Annotated in this window: 7 protein-coding genes; 2 read left to right on the forward strand and 5 right to left on the reverse strand. The window is 59.1% G+C overall.

Annotated features, from left to right (window positions below):
* The first annotated feature begins 1 nt into the window (after position 1).
* Both GFU70_RS03815 and GFU70_RS03820 read left to right on the forward strand, forming a co-directional pair.
* On the forward strand, positions 2-1,474 hold the full coding sequence (locus GFU70_RS03815) for an N-acyl-D-amino-acid deacylase family protein (protein ID WP_116643227.1): 1,473 nt from the start codon (positions 2-4) through the stop codon (positions 1,472-1,474).
* Between the two features lie 134 nt (positions 1,475-1,608).
* Positions 1,609-1,977 (forward strand): glyoxalase superfamily protein, encoded by a 369-nt coding sequence (locus tag GFU70_RS03820; RefSeq protein ID WP_058542072.1) that lies wholly within the window; start codon positions 1,609-1,611, stop codon positions 1,975-1,977.
* Here GFU70_RS03820 and GFU70_RS03825 read toward each other — a convergent pair.
* The 5 genes from GFU70_RS03825 to GFU70_RS28995 form a co-directional block, all read right to left on the reverse strand.
* A complete protein-coding gene (locus GFU70_RS03825) occupies positions 1,955-4,765 on the reverse strand; it encodes an RHS repeat-associated core domain-containing protein (protein WP_153387623.1) in 2,811 nt (936 codons plus the stop codon). The genes GFU70_RS03820 and GFU70_RS03825 overlap by 23 nt on opposite strands.
* A complete protein-coding gene (locus GFU70_RS03830; RefSeq protein WP_153387624.1) occupies positions 4,762-9,237 on the reverse strand; it encodes a SpvB/TcaC N-terminal domain-containing protein in 4,476 nt (1,491 codons plus the stop codon). The genes GFU70_RS03825 and GFU70_RS03830 overlap by 4 nt, the downstream gene beginning before the upstream one ends.
* Positions 9,234-13,778 (reverse strand): neuraminidase-like domain-containing protein, encoded by a 4,545-nt coding sequence (locus GFU70_RS03835; protein WP_153387625.1) that lies wholly within the window; start codon positions 13,776-13,778, stop codon positions 9,234-9,236. The genes GFU70_RS03830 and GFU70_RS03835 overlap by 4 nt, the downstream gene beginning before the upstream one ends.
* Before the next feature lie 29 nt (positions 13,779-13,807).
* Positions 13,808-16,339: a Tc toxin subunit A gene (locus tag GFU70_RS03840; protein ID WP_153387626.1), complete on the reverse strand. Its 2,532-nt coding sequence runs from the start codon at positions 16,337-16,339 to the stop codon at positions 13,808-13,810.
* 159 nt (positions 16,340-16,498) lie between these two features.
* On the reverse strand, positions 16,499-17,362 hold the full coding sequence (locus GFU70_RS28995) for a methyl-accepting chemotaxis protein (RefSeq protein ID WP_413468847.1): 864 nt from the start codon (positions 17,360-17,362) through the stop codon (positions 16,499-16,501).
* Positions 17,363-17,368: the final 6 nt, after the last annotated feature.

Genomic DNA, 17,368 nt, shown 5'->3' on the forward strand with positions numbered 1-17,368 from the left:
CATGCTGTACGACACGCTTATCCGCAATGCGCTGGTCATCGATGGCAGCGACACGCCTGGTTACCGCGCCGACGTCGCCATTCGCGCCGGTCGCATCGAACGCATCGGCAACTTGCACGATGCCCGGGCGGTGGAAGACATCGACGCCGCCGGCCGCGTGCTCGCGCCAGGCTTCATCGATGTCCACACCCACGACGACACGGTGGTCATTCGCCAACCGCAGATGCTGCCCAAGCTCAGCCAGGGCGTGACCACGGTCATCGTCGGCAACTGCGGCATCAGCGCTTCGCCAGTGAGCCTGCGGGGCGATCCGCCGGACCCGATGAACCTGCTCGGCACGGCCCGAGCGTTCGCCTACCCACGCTTCGCTGATTATCGGGCGGCGGTGGAGGCCGTCACGCCAGCGGTCAACGTCGCGGCATTGGTGGGCCACACGGCGCTGCGCAGCAATCACATGGACGATTTGTTGCGCACCGCCTCGGTGGGAGAAATCGCCGCCATGCGTCGGCAATTGCGCGAAAGCCTGGAGGCCGGAGCGCTAGGTTTGTCCACCGGCCTGGCCTACGCCAACGCGTTTTCGGCGTCCACCGACGAAGTCATGCAACTGAGCGAAGAGTTGGTCGCGTTCGGTGCGGTCTACACCACCCACCTGCGCAGCGAATTCGAACCGGTGCTCGAAGCCATGGACGAGGCCTTCCAGATTGGCCGACACGCCCAAAGCCCAGTGATTATTTCCCATCTCAAATGCGCGGGTGCCGGTAATTGGGGACGCAGTCCGCAGGTGCTCGCGGCGCTGGAAAACGCGGCAAAAACTCACCCGGTCGGCTGTGATTGCTACCCCTATGCGGCCAGCTCCTCGACCCTGGATCTCAAGCAGGTGACCGATGCCCATCGCATCACCATCACCTGGTCGACACCGCATCCGCACTTGGGCGGTCGCGACCTGGCCGACATCGCCAACGAATGGGGCGTGTCGCTGCTGGACGCGGCGCGGCGCCTGCAACCGGCCGGCGCGGTGTACTACGGCATGGATGAAGGCGATGTACGACGGATCCTCGCCCATCCGTTGTCCATGGTCGGCTCCGACGGTTTGCCTGAAGACCCGTTTCCCCATCCGCGCTTGTGGGGGGCTTTCCCACGGGTACTGGGACATTTCAGTCGTGATGTCGGGCTTTTTCCGTTGCACACCGCCGTGCACAAAATGACCGGTCTTTCAGCGGCGCGCTTTGGCCTCAAGCAACGGGGTGAAATTCGTGAAGGCCATTGGGCGGACCTGGTGTTGTTCAATCCACAGACGATTCGCGACGTGGCGGATTTCAACGCGCCGCAACGGGCCGCCGAGGGCATCGATGGGGTGTGGGTCAACGGTGTCTTGAGTTATGACGAGGGCCAGGCGAATGGACGCAGGGAAGGGCGGTTCCTGGCGCGCGAAGGCGATCTGAGCCGGGGATTCAGTCCACCGGATAGTATTTGATGGCGTGCAAACAGCTGTAATCGGGTTAATTGACGTCACAATAATGGCACTGCGACATTAAAGAAGCGGAACCCAAGGCCGAAGCATTAAGTTCAACCCAGCTAAACTGGGTCTTTTCAGCCAGGGAGCAACCCATGAGCTTCGGTAAAACCACTCCGATCCTGAGGATCTTCGATGAAGCCAAGGCGTTGGCGTTTTATGTCGACTTCCTGGGCTTTACCGTCGACTGGCAACATCGCTTCGGTGACGACTTCCCGCTGTACCTGCAAGTCTCCCGCGGCGACTGTGTGCTGCACCTGTCCGAGCACCATGGCGATTGCACACCGGGTTCGGCGCTGCGGATCGAGACCGATGAATTGGAAGCGTTCCAGCAGCAATTGCTGGCCAAGCAATACCGCTACGCCCGTCCACAGATCCAGGCCATGCCCTGGGGTAGCCAGGACATGGCGGTGGTCGATCCGTTTGGCAACCGGTTGGTGTTTACCAACGCTGAGCTTTATTGATCTGCGCTACGTGAAAATTGTACAAACGCTGATTCCTAAGCTGGCGGCCCGTTGAGATGCTGACGTTTTGAGGAATGATGGCGCTGCAGTTGAAACAGGCGATAAATGGCTGCGGTTGCGTCTGGCTACCCGTCAACTTTTCGGTGAACAGCGTCGTATCTGAAAGCACTCTTTCAGCTTGTCCGGGATAGAGCGCAACAACCGAGTTCAGTACACCGACCTCCCCATGAGCCCCTGGTCCTCCAGCTCGTATGGGGATGATCCCATCGCAAGCTTCGATATGCTTGGCGATGAAACTTCGGGTTGGATCCTGGAGCTCATACAGGTCGTCGATTGTTCTGCTTAGCGTTGGGTCGAACTTCAGCGCATCAGCATCTACTTGAAACTGATAGATTGGGTCGTTTTTCCTGTCGCGGTAATTATCGGCCAAGTTCTCCAGGTAATCAGCAGTCTGGCTGATCCTGTAGCTTCCGAAGTTCAGGTAGAACCTTTCGCTGGTAGCGGAGCCATCATAATTCGGGTCTACCCCGCGATATCCCGTTGGGCCGGATTTTGGCGCAGCAAGATTGAAATGCTCCATGATGGCCGTGTCGTTGTCGCCCGTGCGGTCCTTGATAACGCCATAGGAGTGAACGACAAGCTCTTTGCGTTTTGTCTTGCTAAAGCTGGGGCTGGCATCGGGATCTTTTTCGGGGCCTTGCTTGCCCTTCTTCGGTTTTGGAGGGGGCGGCGCCATCATTTTTTTCGAACGTGCCCCCCCATCCTGTTTCGTCCATTCGACAGGGTCGATCTCCACGCCTTGGGCATCGGAGATTATCAACCCTTGGTGATCGACATACCTCATCGGGTTATTCCCCACCATGCAATACAGGTTCAACCCATCGACCGCTCCCGCCGGATCGGGGCTGATCCAGCGCTGCAGCCACGGCGCGTAGTAGCGCTGCCCGTAGTAATACAAGCCACTGGCGTCGCGCTCCTTGCCGGAGTAGCGAAGGGTCCGGTAGTCGGCTTCGACGGCCGAGCGGGACGCGGCCCAAGCGGTTGCGCCATAAGGCAGATAACTTTCCTGGCTGACCAGGTTGCCCTGATCGTCCAGTTCCAGTGAGCTTGAGCCCAGATGGTCGCCAAAGCTGTAGCGCAGTGGGTTGGCGGCGAGGGCGGATGGTCGGCCCTCGGACCAAAGCAGATATCGCATGCTGCAGCGACCCGCTTGCAGGGTAATGACTTCCAGGCGTTCGTTAGGCCGAGTGCGAATTTCAAGGCCTGGCAGATAACGGACTTCCCGGGTGTGGACCCTCGTCGCGCCCTGGGTTACCTGGATCTTGCGTACGCGTTGACCGCCGCTGTCGTAGCAATAGCGCTCGATGTCATCGGAGGCATTTTCACGCCGGACCAACACCACGCTGTCGAGCTGATTACGCAGGTTCCAGGTCAGCGCCTGGCCCGGAGAAAGCGCCTGTTGGTTGCCGTTGGCATCGAAGTCCAGCGCCACCTCGGACGCTGAGTGGCCTTTGTTCCAGGAACGCAGGCGATTGCTCGCGGCGGCCACGTTCAAGGTTCGGGTGTAGTGATTGCCGTCGCGACGATGGCGCAGTTCAGTCAAGTTGCCGCCAGCGTCGTACGCGTAGTGTTCGGTGAAGTTGAACAGTTGCCCGGAGTCGATGGGTATGTGACCGAGGGCGGGAAGGTCCGGCGGGCTGATCAGACCAGCGGCCTCGCGCCCCGTCGCGCTGATCAATTGATAAAGGCTGTCGTAAGTGAACACGCTGCTGGCTTCGACCCGCTGGTTATTGCCGAACTGCACCGGTTGGGCCTTGTCCACGATGTGCGTCACGTTACCCACCGGGTCATAGGTGTAGCGCAGGTCCTGCAAGGTGCTGGCAGCCAGCGATGTGCGCAGGGCGGTCAATCTTCCGTTGGCTGGATCGAACACGGCACGGCTGATGACACCGTTGCCGGTCGTCTGGGATTCGATCTGACCGCACGCGTTGTAGGCGAGATGGTTCACGATGAGCTTTTCGGTGGTCGCGTTTCTTGTTTGCAGCCCCACAGACTTGAGCTGGCCTGCGACATTGAACGAATAGCGCTGCTGGTGCCGGGCGGCATCGGTCTGCTGAATAATCTCGGTGAGCGCGTTGTAGCGCCACCTCGTCGTGTAGCCGTCGCCTTCTTCAAGCAGGCGATCACGGTCTTTCTCATCCGCTGGCCAGTCCGGTCGTTCGGCCTCGGCCAGCAAGTGCCTGGTCTGGCTGAGGGGCTTGGCGCAGAGCGCATACTCATGGATCAACAGGGTGCCGGCGCTGTCGTCGTGACGGATCAGCGCACCGCACCGGTTATGCAGCGCGGATGCCGGTGAGCTGTCGCCGTAGTGCAGGCATTCGACCCGGCGCGGCATCTCGCCTGCCGCTTGCTCATGGATGGCAGTCATGCGCAGTTGCGTGTCGTAGGTGGTTCGCCGATAGGTGCCCCGCTGATCCCAGCAATGCGATATCTGCCCGGCATCGCCAGGCAAGTACAGGCGCCACCCGGCATCGATGTTGTCGAGCAACAGCGTCTTGCCGGACATACTGTAGACAGTCTGCAGGTTCACCCCTTCCGTAGCCTTGGCAAACAGCCGAGGGTCGCGCTGCGCAACCTGTCGTCCCGCCGCGTCGAAGATTTGCTGGGCAATGCGCGCCTGGGAGGGTTCCTGAACGTCGCGCCGGTAGTATGCGATTTGCCGCACGGGCAGGCCACGGCTGTCGATGGCGTTGAGGGTGGGCGTCTTGTGATGAAGGCGTGCGTTCATGCATCACCTCCGTTCGTGGCGAGGTGTTCGGACATGACTTCTTGCAGCGTGTCATTTTCGTCCTCGTCCACGGTGTACCAAGGGTGGCGGGTGTGTCGGCGCATGTAGGAGAGGCCGGCATGCCTGGCCAGGTACGTGAGGGTGGGGCGACCGAGGGCGTCGTAGAACTGCTGGTCGCAATGACCGAATTGACGCAGGGACACATCGTTGAGGTAGCGATGTTGATCGGCGAAGTAAGGGCGGTAGATGCGCACCGCCAAGCCCTTGCTGTTGTATTCCACCCGTTCGCTGACACGCCAGCGCTTTTCTGCGATCTGCTCCTTGGGCGTTCCATTCTTCAGCGTCAGGTCGCCTTTGGCGTCGACGACGTAGGCCTGGCCCGGTTCGACGAGTTGCTTGCTTTGCAATGTTCGTCCGAAGCCATCGAAGCAGGTGACGGCGATGCGGATCTGTTTCTGATCGTCATCGGGGTGGCGGTCGGCGACCAGTGTGGCGATGTGCACGGGTTCACGTGTCGAGGCGTCGAGTTGTTTTTTCAACTTGAGTTCGTCGGCAGAGAGAGCCTGAAGCTGCGACAACCGGACGCGAGCCGACGCGCAGATATGCCCGGCCGGGAGCAGGTCGCCGTTGCTTACGCAACGCGCCAGCCAGTCGGCGTCCGCCAGGGCTGGCGTCGAGACGCAACCCATCCAACTGAAGGGCGCGTGATAGAGGGCCGTGGCGGCGTCCTGCAGAGCTGCCTTGCTTTGGTTGATGGCTTCTGTCGGGCTGCTGAACGATGGCTGTTTGAATTGAGCAAGCGGTTTGAAACCCCTGGGCGTGTGCTGCTCGTTACCATAAAAAGAGGTGGCCAATACTTGGCCAAACGCATCGATCAGGCCTTCCTGGACGTTGCCGTTGGGGTCGGTGATGCGTCGGGGGTGGAGTGAGCGGTAATCATGGGTCGTCTCGGTGGCACAGCCATCCGCTTGTTGGACGCGGGTGATCACACAGTGGTGGCGGTCGTGGCTGATTTCGATCACGCCATGGCTTTCGCTCGGCTGGAAGGTTCGGATTTTGTAGAAACCTTCCCGTTGGGCATAGGTCGCGAAGCCGCTCTTGACTGACCAGAGTCGTATGGGGGAGCTGCTCACAGGAAGAAAATCGGCCATGCGGTGATAGTGATTCCGTTCGAGCATGCGTCCCTTGGGGCGTGTTTCCTGGGGCAACAGACGGAAAGCCCTGAGGGCGGTTTCGTCCAGTTCGGCCGTTTCCAGATGGTCGGGCAGGGCCTGGAAGTCTGCGGTGCCATCCGCCAGGGTGGCTGCGCTCGAAGCGTTTTTGTAACGTTGCACGGTCAGGCCGGTCAGCACGCCCTGCTCCGTCCAGCTTGTTTGCTTCATGCGTTTGCTGAGGGTCTCGAACGTGATGTCCTGCGGCGCCAGCCCTCCCGTCTCGGGGGCCTTGGGACATTGCAGCGCCTGGGTGCGCTGGCGATAAGGCAGGCCCAGCCGCCACGCTTGGGGTGTTTGCAGGTGAATGAATTCGGCGCGGGTTTCGCTCAGGTAGTAGGACTGTTGTGCCGGGTCATGAGCGTCTCGCCACCATTGTTGTTGATCCGCGTCGCTGAAGGGCGGGGTATCGGTGGCGGTTTTGCGTCGAGCGTAATGGACGCTCACGCTGTGAGTCAGTGCGCCATAGCGGTCATGCTGCAAGTTGAGGGTGTGCTGGCACTGCGGGTCGTCGCTCAGGCCGTCGTACTGGAAGTTGATGGACTCAAGCAGCAATGGCAGCAGGCGCGCATAACGGCGATCACCGTCGGGAGCTTGTAGCAGACGTACCTGGTAACGGTTTTCCTGGACCGAATACAACGTCCGGCGTTTACCCCTTGCGTAGGTCTCGCTGCGCAATAAACGACCACTCAGGGCGCGGCACATTTCAAGCGTGGTCGCGGCGTCTGGCGGATCAATCAGTACGTCGCTATTGCTGTCGGCATCGTATTGGCACAGTAACGCCTTGCCCAGTGCCACGGCTTCCCGGTCAGCGTCGTGATATCCGGTTCGGGCCATGTCCATCGACTGTCCGGTATGAAACCAGGTTTTTTTCAGGCAGGGTGCGGTGAAGCCTGGTGTGTCAGCATCGTCGGGATGGGCTTCGTTGTCGGTTTGCAGCAGCAAGCCGAAGCCGCGAAATTCTCGTTCGATGCCATCGTAATAACCCCGGCGATAGGAGAATCTCAGCGTCAGGCAATTACCGGTGACCTCATCCACCTGGGTCTGGCGCGACACCAGGTACAGGGGCAACGGCAGATGACAGGCAAGAGGGGCGCCAGCTTTTACTCTTGCGGCCTTTTCGTCCAACCATTCCTGGGCCGAGCTGCGGTAGATGATGCTATGGGCGGCGCCCATGTTGTTGTTGGTGTCGGTCAGCAGATACGGTTTTTCACCCACAAAGTCGTAGCGCCAATGTTGCGCTGGGGTCAGGTACGGCACGCTCAGTATCAGGCTGGAGCAGCCGAGCCCTTGCAGGTCGGCGATGTTCACCTGGCATAAGGGGTCGTAGCGCAGGCCTTGTGGCCAGGGCAGCGCAACCGCAGGCGCAAAGCCGTTGCCGCCGCGGTTCATGAAGATCAGCGCCTGATCCGCCTGCAGGTAGATCAGGTCGGTGGCGCCGGAGCCGTCCAGGTCCGCAAGGCGGATACGCGAGGCGTCGAAGGCCTGGTGGGCAAGGCCCGGAAAATCCAACACGATGCCTTTGCCGAAATGTCCGCGTCCCAGGTTCGGCCAACACTTCACTTCGTTGTGACGAATGCGCACCAGATGCTGCTGGCCGCTGCCGAGCAGATCACTGAACGCCACCAGCTCGGAGGGTGACGCGGTGAATACCGGCAAGTCATCGTCATCGTGAGGGACTTCTTCAGCCTGCGCAAACCCGCGTTCGCGTTGATGGGCATACAGGCGAATGCTGCGTGGGCCTATCAAGGCCAGGTCGCTGAGGCCTTCGCCCATCAGGTCGGCCAGTTGCCCTTGTGGATGGAAAAATTCTGCAGGGAACGCGTGAAACGTCGCGAAGTCCGACCAGCTTCGATCAGCACCGAGGAAAAAAAAACCGTTGAGCCCCGGTTGGGCTATGACCCAGTCCAGCCGACCATCGCCGGTGAGGTCGCTCAAGGCCTGGTGCAGCGGTTTTGTCGTATCGCAGACGGGGATCTGGGGCAGCGCTTGCCACTGGTCGTAAGTCACTTCATTCGTCTTGGCTTTGGCCCGAATGGGGTCGCGGTAATACCAGCCTGTGTCGCTCTGATAAAGCACACCGGGCAAGCCTTCACCGTACAAGTCCACCAGTTGAAACCCCTGGACACCGCTGAGCCCCGGCATGTCCTGGAAACGTTGCCAGGTGCGGCTGTCTGGGGAGTGGTTGAACGGGCTGTAGCTAAATTCAACGGGGGGGCGGTTCTGCGCAGTTGCCCGGGCGTCGTATGCCTGGTCATGGGCCGCGCTCAGGAGATGATAGCCCAGGGATGTCTGGCGGTAATCAAGCAGCAGGCGTCGCACGAGAACGGGGGCGGAGCCCAGTTCCTCGGGAAAACAATGGAACATCAATACCTGGCGGCACAGGCGCTCGGTGCGTAGTTCAAACCCGTAGGCGAAGGTGGAAAACGCATCGCTACGGGGTTGCCATCGTTGACCTTCATAGTGCGGTTGCTGGTCGTACCCGGTACTTCGTTCGCCATAGTCGAACACCAATTCGAAGTGCCATTGCACCGGTGTGGGCTGACTCGTTTTAAATAGGTAGAGGTCGGCATCGGCCTTGAAATTGCCATAGCGCACGTGGCTCAAATAGCGTTGGGCCGTTGTATCCCCCGTGTACTGATAAAGAATGTGCTCGCCGTGAGCATTCAGGCTTTCTTCCAGTAGCCATTCACCTACGCGGCTTGCTTGCTGGGGATCGGCCCGTCGCGATTGGGGATTTTTTCCGAACAGATGGAGGCTGCCATCGGCGCCGTGCACGAGCCAGAAACCTGGTTTGTCGTTGTTCGACGACCAATGTTCAATTCGGTCGAAGCTGCTTTCGATTCTTGGAAAGTGGCGCGTCACTGTGTAGGTCGTGCCCAGCACCAGCGTGTTGTAGCGATCGATGAGGGTTGAATGAATAGCGCCGTTTGCGTCGCGCTCGGGTAACCAGACCACACCGTTGGGGCCGACGATCTCGTCGTCCTCGGCATAGGCCGGTACGCCCTTGCTAGTGCGTCGTGCCACGCTGGGTAACGACAGCCCCCAACCGATACCGAACACGCTGTTGCCGGCGCAGCTGTCGTAACTTAACGACAAGGACGGAGCAAAGCCGCGTCCTGGCGAAATCGGCAAGGCAATTTCATAGGACGCGGTGCCGTGGGCGCCGACGTTTCCCCACCCTTTGCCGATGCTCTGGATGGCCCCGCCACCCTTGGGCAGGGCCGGCGCGGTAATGGGTAATGCGGATTGCTCGTTCATCGCGCACCTCCGGCGGCCCTGGCCGTATAGCTCACGTGCACGATGACGTCGGTCAACGATTCCAACAGGTCTTTTTGTGCTCGAGGATTGGGGAAAGTCAGTTGCCACGTGGAGACAGCGCCGGTGTATTCGAACGGCAGGTAGCGTTCATCGTTGAAGTTCAGGGTGAACAGGCCGTTGTCGTCGACACCCGTGGAAAGGGCGATCTGTTGGTTGGCGCGCCGACCCTCCATGACCCGGACAGGGTTATCAGGGGGCATGAACACTTTGCTGGAGGTCTGAGTCAGCGTGGCCCGGATGTTTTCATAAGGACCGACGATGGCCGGTAAGGAAACGCTGATGGTTCTGATCCGCCGCAAGCAGTGGTTCTGATCCTTGTAATCCTCCTCGAACAGTTCGTGGGGCAGCTCGAACTCGCATTGGCCATTCCTCAGGTCGGCATGCATGTCCGGCCATGGTTTGTTGATCGTCGAGGTTGGGGTCTGGTCCTTCAATTGACGCAGAGAAATCGTCTTGCGGATCTCCAGCTCTCGCTCGCTACGACGCCGATATTCGGCCTGCATGTTCAACAGGCTGAGTTTCAATTGCTCGCCTGCTCCAAGCCCTCGATAGGTGGTATTCCATGCGCCGGGCTGAATGAATCGCCTGTCAAAGTCGGCAATTTCGTATTGCCAGCAATTCTCGGCGGCTAGGCACAGGGCGAGCGTCGTGTCGTAGGCCTGGCGGTAGAACTGCGCGAACCGGCTGTTGAGCCATTGATACAGTTGCGTCTTTGTGAAACGCGTGCTGAGAAAGTCGTAGTGGGTCTTGGCTTGGCTCAGGGCGGCTTCCGCCAGGCGCAATTGCAGGCGCGTGGCGGTTTGCTGCTCGTTGAAGTGCGCCAGCTGGGCGTCGATCTGCGCCAGTTCGAGTTGTGCTTGGCCACGCATCAGGGTCCATTCCTCCCTGCGACGATTGAACTGAGCCGTGCGGTCGAGATGGGCCGCCACCGTGCGATCGTCGATAGCGGTGCCTTGGGCGAGTGCGCTGGCAGCATGCGTGGCACCTTCCCAGCGAGCGCCACCGCTGCTGAAACCAAAGACGTTCGGAATCATCATCAGGCTGCCAGCCATGACCTGGGAGGCCGATGCCGATAGCTCGGCGGCGCCGCTGCTCAAGTACAGCTGGCAGGCCTGCGCCTCGGCGTCACTGATGCCCTTGTCCAGTAATTGCTGGTAGTGGTTGATCCGGTCCTGGACGATCGCCTTGCTGGCCAGCAGCGCCTGGAGGTTCTGACGGTCAACGTTCAAGATCTGGCGTTGCAGGTCGACCGAGATTTTCGCCAGGTCCCATGCTTGTTGTTGCTGCAGCTCCTGTAACTGGGTCTGTTCCTTGCGTTCGATCAGCGACAACAGCGAGGCACCAAACTGGCTGAGGCTTTCCACTGCACTCAGCGCCTGGCTGTGCGTGAGCGAGAACCGAAAGTGCGGGATCGCTGCGTTCGGCAACCCTCGAGCTGTATTGTCTGAAGTATTCAGTACAGGGGTACTGAGCAACGCGCGAGGGTCCAGCGGTGTTGCAAATACCGGCAGGTGCAGCGGCTTGCCGGCGATGTCGAGGTTGTGCCGCAAGTTGTACAGGCGGCTTTGGGCAATGTCCCAGCACTGGAGCAACTGCGGGTGGAATGGCAGACGCAAATGCGGGCTGTCGATGGTTGGCAAGGAGGCATGCAAAGAGCCTTCACGAACGGGCAGTGAGGGCAGGGAGCGGGCGAGTGATCGTTCAAAGGTACGTAAGTCCTCACTGGTGGTTTCACTCAGCGTTTGCAGGCTGAGGCTTATCCAATGATCGACCGATTGAACGGTCGGGCGTGGTCCCAATAGGTCCAGCACCCGCACATACCACAGCTTTGCCTCGCTGAAGCCGTCAGGGGTCAGTGTGCGGTAAGCAGCGTCGCCTCGATTGACCAGGATGTCGAGGTACAGGAAGTACAGCGCCTTGCGAAAGTGCACCGGATGGCTGAGCGCGATCTGATGAGGGTCGTGGGGCGCCTGGTCGGCATACGAAGGCGTGGGGCTATCGAGTAAAGGAACGGCCCTCCAGCAGGTTTCCTGGCCGCGATCTGGGTCAAAGAGACGGCGCAACCAGCGTTCGGCTTCCTCGTAGCGCTGTTCGGCGTTCAAGCGATGGGCGACCAGCCATGGCACGAAGAGGAATAGTTCGGTGAAGTAACGACCGTAAGGACCGTGGAAGTCCATTGTGTTGTGGGTAGCGTTTGGTAGGGCGGGCTCTGGCAGGTTTTGTGTCGTCCAGTCGAACAGCTCATCCAGCCCGTTCTCCATACGACGAATCAGTTCTGCGGCGAAGGTGGTGTTCAACCTGATCGGTTGGCGCAGTTGGCCCGCTGAATCGCTGTCGCTGATGGCGCTATGGGTAAAATCGACAAATTGGCTGGTACCCAGGCCAGTGGTCGATGAGTGGGTAATGCTTGGGGCTTGAACGTGCGTAGCAATACAGTCCAGCTTGATGGCTTTAAGGGCGGAGTAGCGTTTCTTTTCCGGTTCACTGGGGTAGACAAAGGCAACCCCACAAAAAAAAGTATCACCGTCTTGGCTGAGTTCCTTGCTGTGCCAAGTGAACTCGAAGAACTCCGTCAGCCTGGGCGCGGGGCTGGACTGCGCTACCACCGTCAGGTTTTCATACGACAGTGGTTGAGTTGCCGAGGTGGTTGGCTGACGAAAGATCACATATTGAACATTGAGCGGTTCATCAGTATTGACGACTGCCTGACCAAGGTCGAGCGCTGCGGCGTTGCCGGCTTGTATCGTCAGATTTTTTAGCGTTCCGGCAATTGAGCTGTCATTCCCGCGTCTACTTTCGTTAATCAGATAGCGTACTGCTTCTGTGGAAAACATCTTTCCCTGAAGGTCTTTGTTTGTCTGCAGTGTGATACCGGGCGAATGTTCAGAGTCTTTGAGTACATCGACCATGCGGTCGATCGATATTGTGTGGGGTAGGTTAGAAGATAACGAGGTGTGACTGGTTAATGTAAGGCTGGAGCCCGCCTCCAGTGCCACGTAGGGCGCCCCTGGCAGGCTGCGGGCAGGAAGTACCAAAGTGAGTTGAAGTCTTGGGAGTCGATTGGGACTGGTTGCAAGTCTCAACCTGATGTTTTCAGCCCTTGTATATAATTCCATCCCTTTGAAATCGACGGCTGCGGTCATGCGTAGCGTCAGCGTGGAGGCGGTCCGGCCATTGTTCGATCTGATGCTTATTCGATCCTGCTGGCTTTCAAAATCCGACATGACAGTGCTCATGCCCGTCGGGAGGGAAGCTTCAGTGATTCGGATTTCGGAACTTCTTCTGGTTTGAATGCGTTGGTTGACAACGTCTATGAGCCCTTTCCCGGTGATGGCTGGGCGAGTAGTGGCAAGATTACTGTCGATACAAATCGTTCTGATGAACGCAAAGTCGTTACCGACCCCAGGGGGGGATTCGGTTTTGGGGCCTCGTGCAGACAGGGCGATAAACAGTGCATCGTTGCGTTGTTCAGCAGCAGTACCTATTGAAGCTTTAATGGCGTCCAGGTCCTGGCCACAGAGCGTTTTGTCCTCGCAGTAACCTTGCAGGCCGATTCGCGGCGTGCTCCATTTCCCATCCGGCTTTTTGAAGCAAAAGCTCAAGCGCAAAAGTGGATGGCTGGTGCCTGTTCGCCCGGCGGAGGCAGGAGCGGAATCCATGCTGAAGGCCTTTGGATCCTGTTGTATGCATTCTGCCCAGGTCACGAACAGGCGATTGTTGAACCAGACAGGACGAATCGAGTGTTCGACCGCGCTTTCGGGGATCGGAACATCGGCTTTTTTCCAGTCCGACCAGGCAAACGGATCCGGCTGGTCTCGTTTGGTGGCGATGGCCGGGGGCCGTGGTGGCGGACCGTCCAGCGGGCGTTGTGCCATGTCCAGCGAGCGCCAGAAATAAGTATTCTCGGACCGTGATTTGGCAATGAAATAGTAGGTGCTGTTGGCAAAGTCCTCGCCGTCGATGTAGCCATTGAGAACATTCAGATTGGCGACTTCTTCGAATCGGGTCAGGTAGGCCATGACCGCCGACTGAACCGCATCGGGCTGGATCCGGCTCTGGTTGAGGTCGTTTTCCAACTGCTGAAAATTGTCGCTTTTGTTATTTCTCAGGACGGGGTCCAGGTAACTTGCGGGGAAATAAAGCAGCTTTTGATGAGCTGCCCAAAGGGGATACTGGTGCATCTCGTTGCGCCACGTTTGCATGGACTCGGGCGTGATGCTTGCCCGATCAAAGCCGGGCTCCATGTTCATCAGGATGCGATTGATGTATTGCTGAAGGCTGGCAATGGCGCAGGCCACAGGCGTGGTGGGCACATCCTGGCTGACCAGCACGTCCAGTAGCCAGTATTCGTAAAGGTCCTGGGCCGTCTTGAGCCGCACCGTCCCGGTCGGACCCTTATCGGACGCAGCCTTGTTCAGGTAGAGCGCCAACTGCGCATCGCGCAGGCTTTCATCCAGCTGCTTTTTTATGGCAACGGTCATATTCAATCCTTGAATAAAAAAAGTACGCCTCAATGGCACGCAGCGATCAGCCCTTCACCGACGATCTTCCAGTCCTGCCTCAGGCTGTTGTTATTGAGTGCGGCGGCCTTGAGCAGCAGGCTTGCCGACAGGCCTGTACTCACGCAAGACGCCTGGCAACGCATGACCCAATCCACCGCTTGCATCGTGGTGGCGCGTTTTGACGTCAGCTGCGCTGTCAGGCAAGTCACTTGCTCGATGTTCCAACCCAGCAGGTGGGCCAACAGGCCGTTGGCTGTCTGCGTGGAATGTTGCGACCGGTCTTGATTGGCGAGCTGCAAGTAGTGCAACAGGTTTTCTTCTGGCTGTGCCTGATGTCGCGCGCAATGACTGAACCGTTCGAGTAAATACAGCGTTTGAGGTGTAAGCGTTCCTGAACTGTTCGAGGCTAACCACGTGGGATGGTCCATCAGCACCTGTAGCGTGCTGCTGCTCAGATGCAATTTCTGGCAGGCTTGCGCGGCGCGAAACACGCGCGCCAGCAATGGAGGTGTTTTGCCGACCGTTGCGATGATGGCCTCGACCATTTCCGTGGCGTTGGTGCCGGCCATTTTCATCACGCTGGGAAGGTATTCGGCGGACAAGTCAGCCGTATCGTGCAGCAGTGTTTCGACCAGGCGTTGATGGTCGCTGGTGGATCTGGCGTGTTCTCGAAGTGTGGCCAATCTTTTTTCCAGGTTCGGGTTCAACGGTAAGTCATGCCTGGCATCTTCGAACAGGCGACACCACTGCAACACGTCGAGATTGTTTTGCTTGAGCCAGTCCACTGCCCAATCCATCGCCATCAGTACGTCGAGAATGTCGGGGCGAGTACTGGTCACAGCCCCTGTCACCAACGCCCGACAGAACGTATCGCCTCCCATTAGCCGGGCCAGTTCCGTGCATTCCAGAGGCGACAGGCCAAACATCCGTGCGATACGGGCCTGGCGGTAGAGTGAGGAGACAGTAGGCAAATCCTGTTTTAGCGCCAGGTACTTCCCGGTCTGTTCCACAAGCAGTAACAACGCGTCTTCGGTGAGGGCAAGGCCCAGGCCCGCACCGAGATAGCTGAGGGTTTTGAGATCCGCGATATCGAGGTCCGTCGCCTGCTTCCACGCAGGGCGTTCGAGCAAGCGGGTGCGATTGAATACCTGGTCAAGCAACGGAACCCGTTCTACGCAAGCGCCGGTCGGCATTTCGTGCACCAGCGAAGCAAATTCTTCAGGTGTAATGCCGTGGCGCCGCTTCATGTATTGATAGACCCCAAGCGCGCGCAAGGTATTGGCGCTGAACGTCATTGCAGTGTTGCCTTCCGAACGCAGGATATTGACGAGCAGCGCATCCAGTTCGGCAAAGGGGATACCGGTCCATTGGTGCAGTCGGACCATCCGCTGAATGCGATCGAAACGTTCGTAGGACTTGTTACCGAACCCTGGCGGGTTGGTGTTGGTTTCAAGTGTCAGGGCAGCTGAAGCATTGGGTCCGTTGATGTAAGCGGCGCCCTGGTGAACACGTGTCGAGGGTGGGTTATGGGTCGAGATACAAGGGCTGTATCTGCCATGCGCCAGTAGCTGCTCAACCTGTTCCGTCGTCAGCCCGGTACGCTCCTTGAAGAATGTGAAATCACCCAGGCGCCCGATATCTTCAGTGCCATAGGCTTTTTCCAATACCTTGAAATCGAACTCCGAAGCGAGCGGTGCGAGCAAGAGTGCCTGCTGCGCCGGACTGAGCCCTGAAAGCAGTTTTTGCGCTTCGATAGGCGATTGCGAAACGTGTCCATACGTTGAGCCGTCCTGGCAAAACGGCAGTTTCAGGCTGATCCGGTAATTGACTTCACCCAGGGCGGGTTTACCCTCGCCCAACCCAAGCAGGCATTGATGGTGGTGAAGATCATAGGGCAGTGAAAAGGGATAGTGTGCGCTGGCCAAGGCCTGATGGAGGGTGGTGCCGTCATCGAGACTGGTCTCGATATTACTGCGCAACGTGTTGTTGATGATGTCGAGCATCGGTCGTGTCGCGAAGGTACTGTGTGGGTCGAGCACCAGTGTTTTGAGGTCAGGTCGACGCTTCTCCAAGAGGCGCTTGCCGGGATGCGTGGAGCTGTTCTCCAACTGCCTGGCAAACAGATACAGCGCACGCAAGTAGGCCACGGGCGAGTCGATCGCGGCGATGTCACCGTCCTGGCAAAATCGATTCCAGTTTTCCTGGAACAGCGCTTGATAGCTGATCGGCCCTGGGGTTGAACTTGAGTCCAGGCTGCGTCGCACACGGGGTTTGGTGTCGCTGCAGGACAGTTGATGTTCCAGGTACAAGCGGCTGATCTGTCGAGCGTGGCTTGCCGCATTGTCGTAGGCCTGCCCGGCATCTGCGTCGCAGTGCCTGGCCAGTTCCTGGGTGAACTGTGCCTTGCCCAGGCGCATGATGTCGAATACCGATGTCAGCCCCAGTTGCTGCATGGCGGTTTTGAAATCGGTTGTTGCAGCGCCTTCGCCAATTGGCGGGGCAACGAGCTGGTGCAACAGAGAGCCGTTGTCTGCGTCCATGTAAGTGCCTCTCCTGTTCGAACGGAATGTTCTTGTCAGGAGAAAACCGTACAGGAGTACGCAAAAAAAGGCGGTAGGACGTGGGCCGGAGGTGTGTACGAAAGGGCGATGCGCATGAGGTACCTGTGAGGCCTCATACGCATGCGGGAGGTTGGAAGCTTAAACGCGGAAGTGACTGACCAGCATCTGCAACTGATTACCCAACCGTGCCAGTTCCACACTGGAGGCGGCGGTTTCGTCGCTGGCGGCGGCGGTCTGTTCGGACACGTCGCGCACGTTGATGATGCTGCGGCTGATCTCCTCGGCGACGGCGCTTTGCTGTTCGGCGGCCGCGGCGATCTGCTGGTTCATCGACTGGATGTTCGACACCGTGCGGGTGATGTTTTCCAGTGACGCGCCGGCCTTGCGGGTCAGTGCCACGCTGCTGTCGGTGAGGCTGCGGCTGTTGTTCATCACGGCGGCCACTTGTTGGGTGCCGTTCTGCAGGCCGGCCACCAGGCCTTCGATTTCTTCGGTGGATTTCTGCGTGCGCTGGGCCAGGCCACGGACCTCATCGGCCACCACCGCAAAACCACGCCCGGCTTCACCGGCGCGGGCTGCTTCGATCGCTGCGTTGAGGGCCAGCAGGTTGGTCTGTTCGGCCACGGCCTTGATCACGTCCATGACGCTGCCGATCTTGTCGCTTTCCTGTTGCAGCACGGTCATGGCGTCGGTGGAACGCACCACCTCGCTGGCCAGGCGTTCGATCTGGGCGATGGCTTCGCTGACCACCTGGTCGCCGGCACGGGCTTCGCCGTCGGCAGCGGCCGCGGCCTGGGAGGCCTCTTCGGCGTTGCGGGCCACTTCCTGGACCGTGGCGGTCATTTCGTGCATGGCGGTCGCGACCTGGTCGGTCTCGACTTTCTGGCTGTTGACCCCGGCGCTGGTCTGCTCGGTCACGGCGGACAGTTCTTCGGCAGCGCTGGCGATCTGGGTCACGCCATCGCGGATGCCGCTGATCAGGTCACGCAGGGTCACGCCCATGCGCGC

This window comes from Pseudomonas brassicacearum, assembly GCF_009601685.2.
Lineage (GTDB): Bacteria > Pseudomonadota > Gammaproteobacteria > Pseudomonadales > Pseudomonadaceae > Aquipseudomonas > Aquipseudomonas kilonensis_B.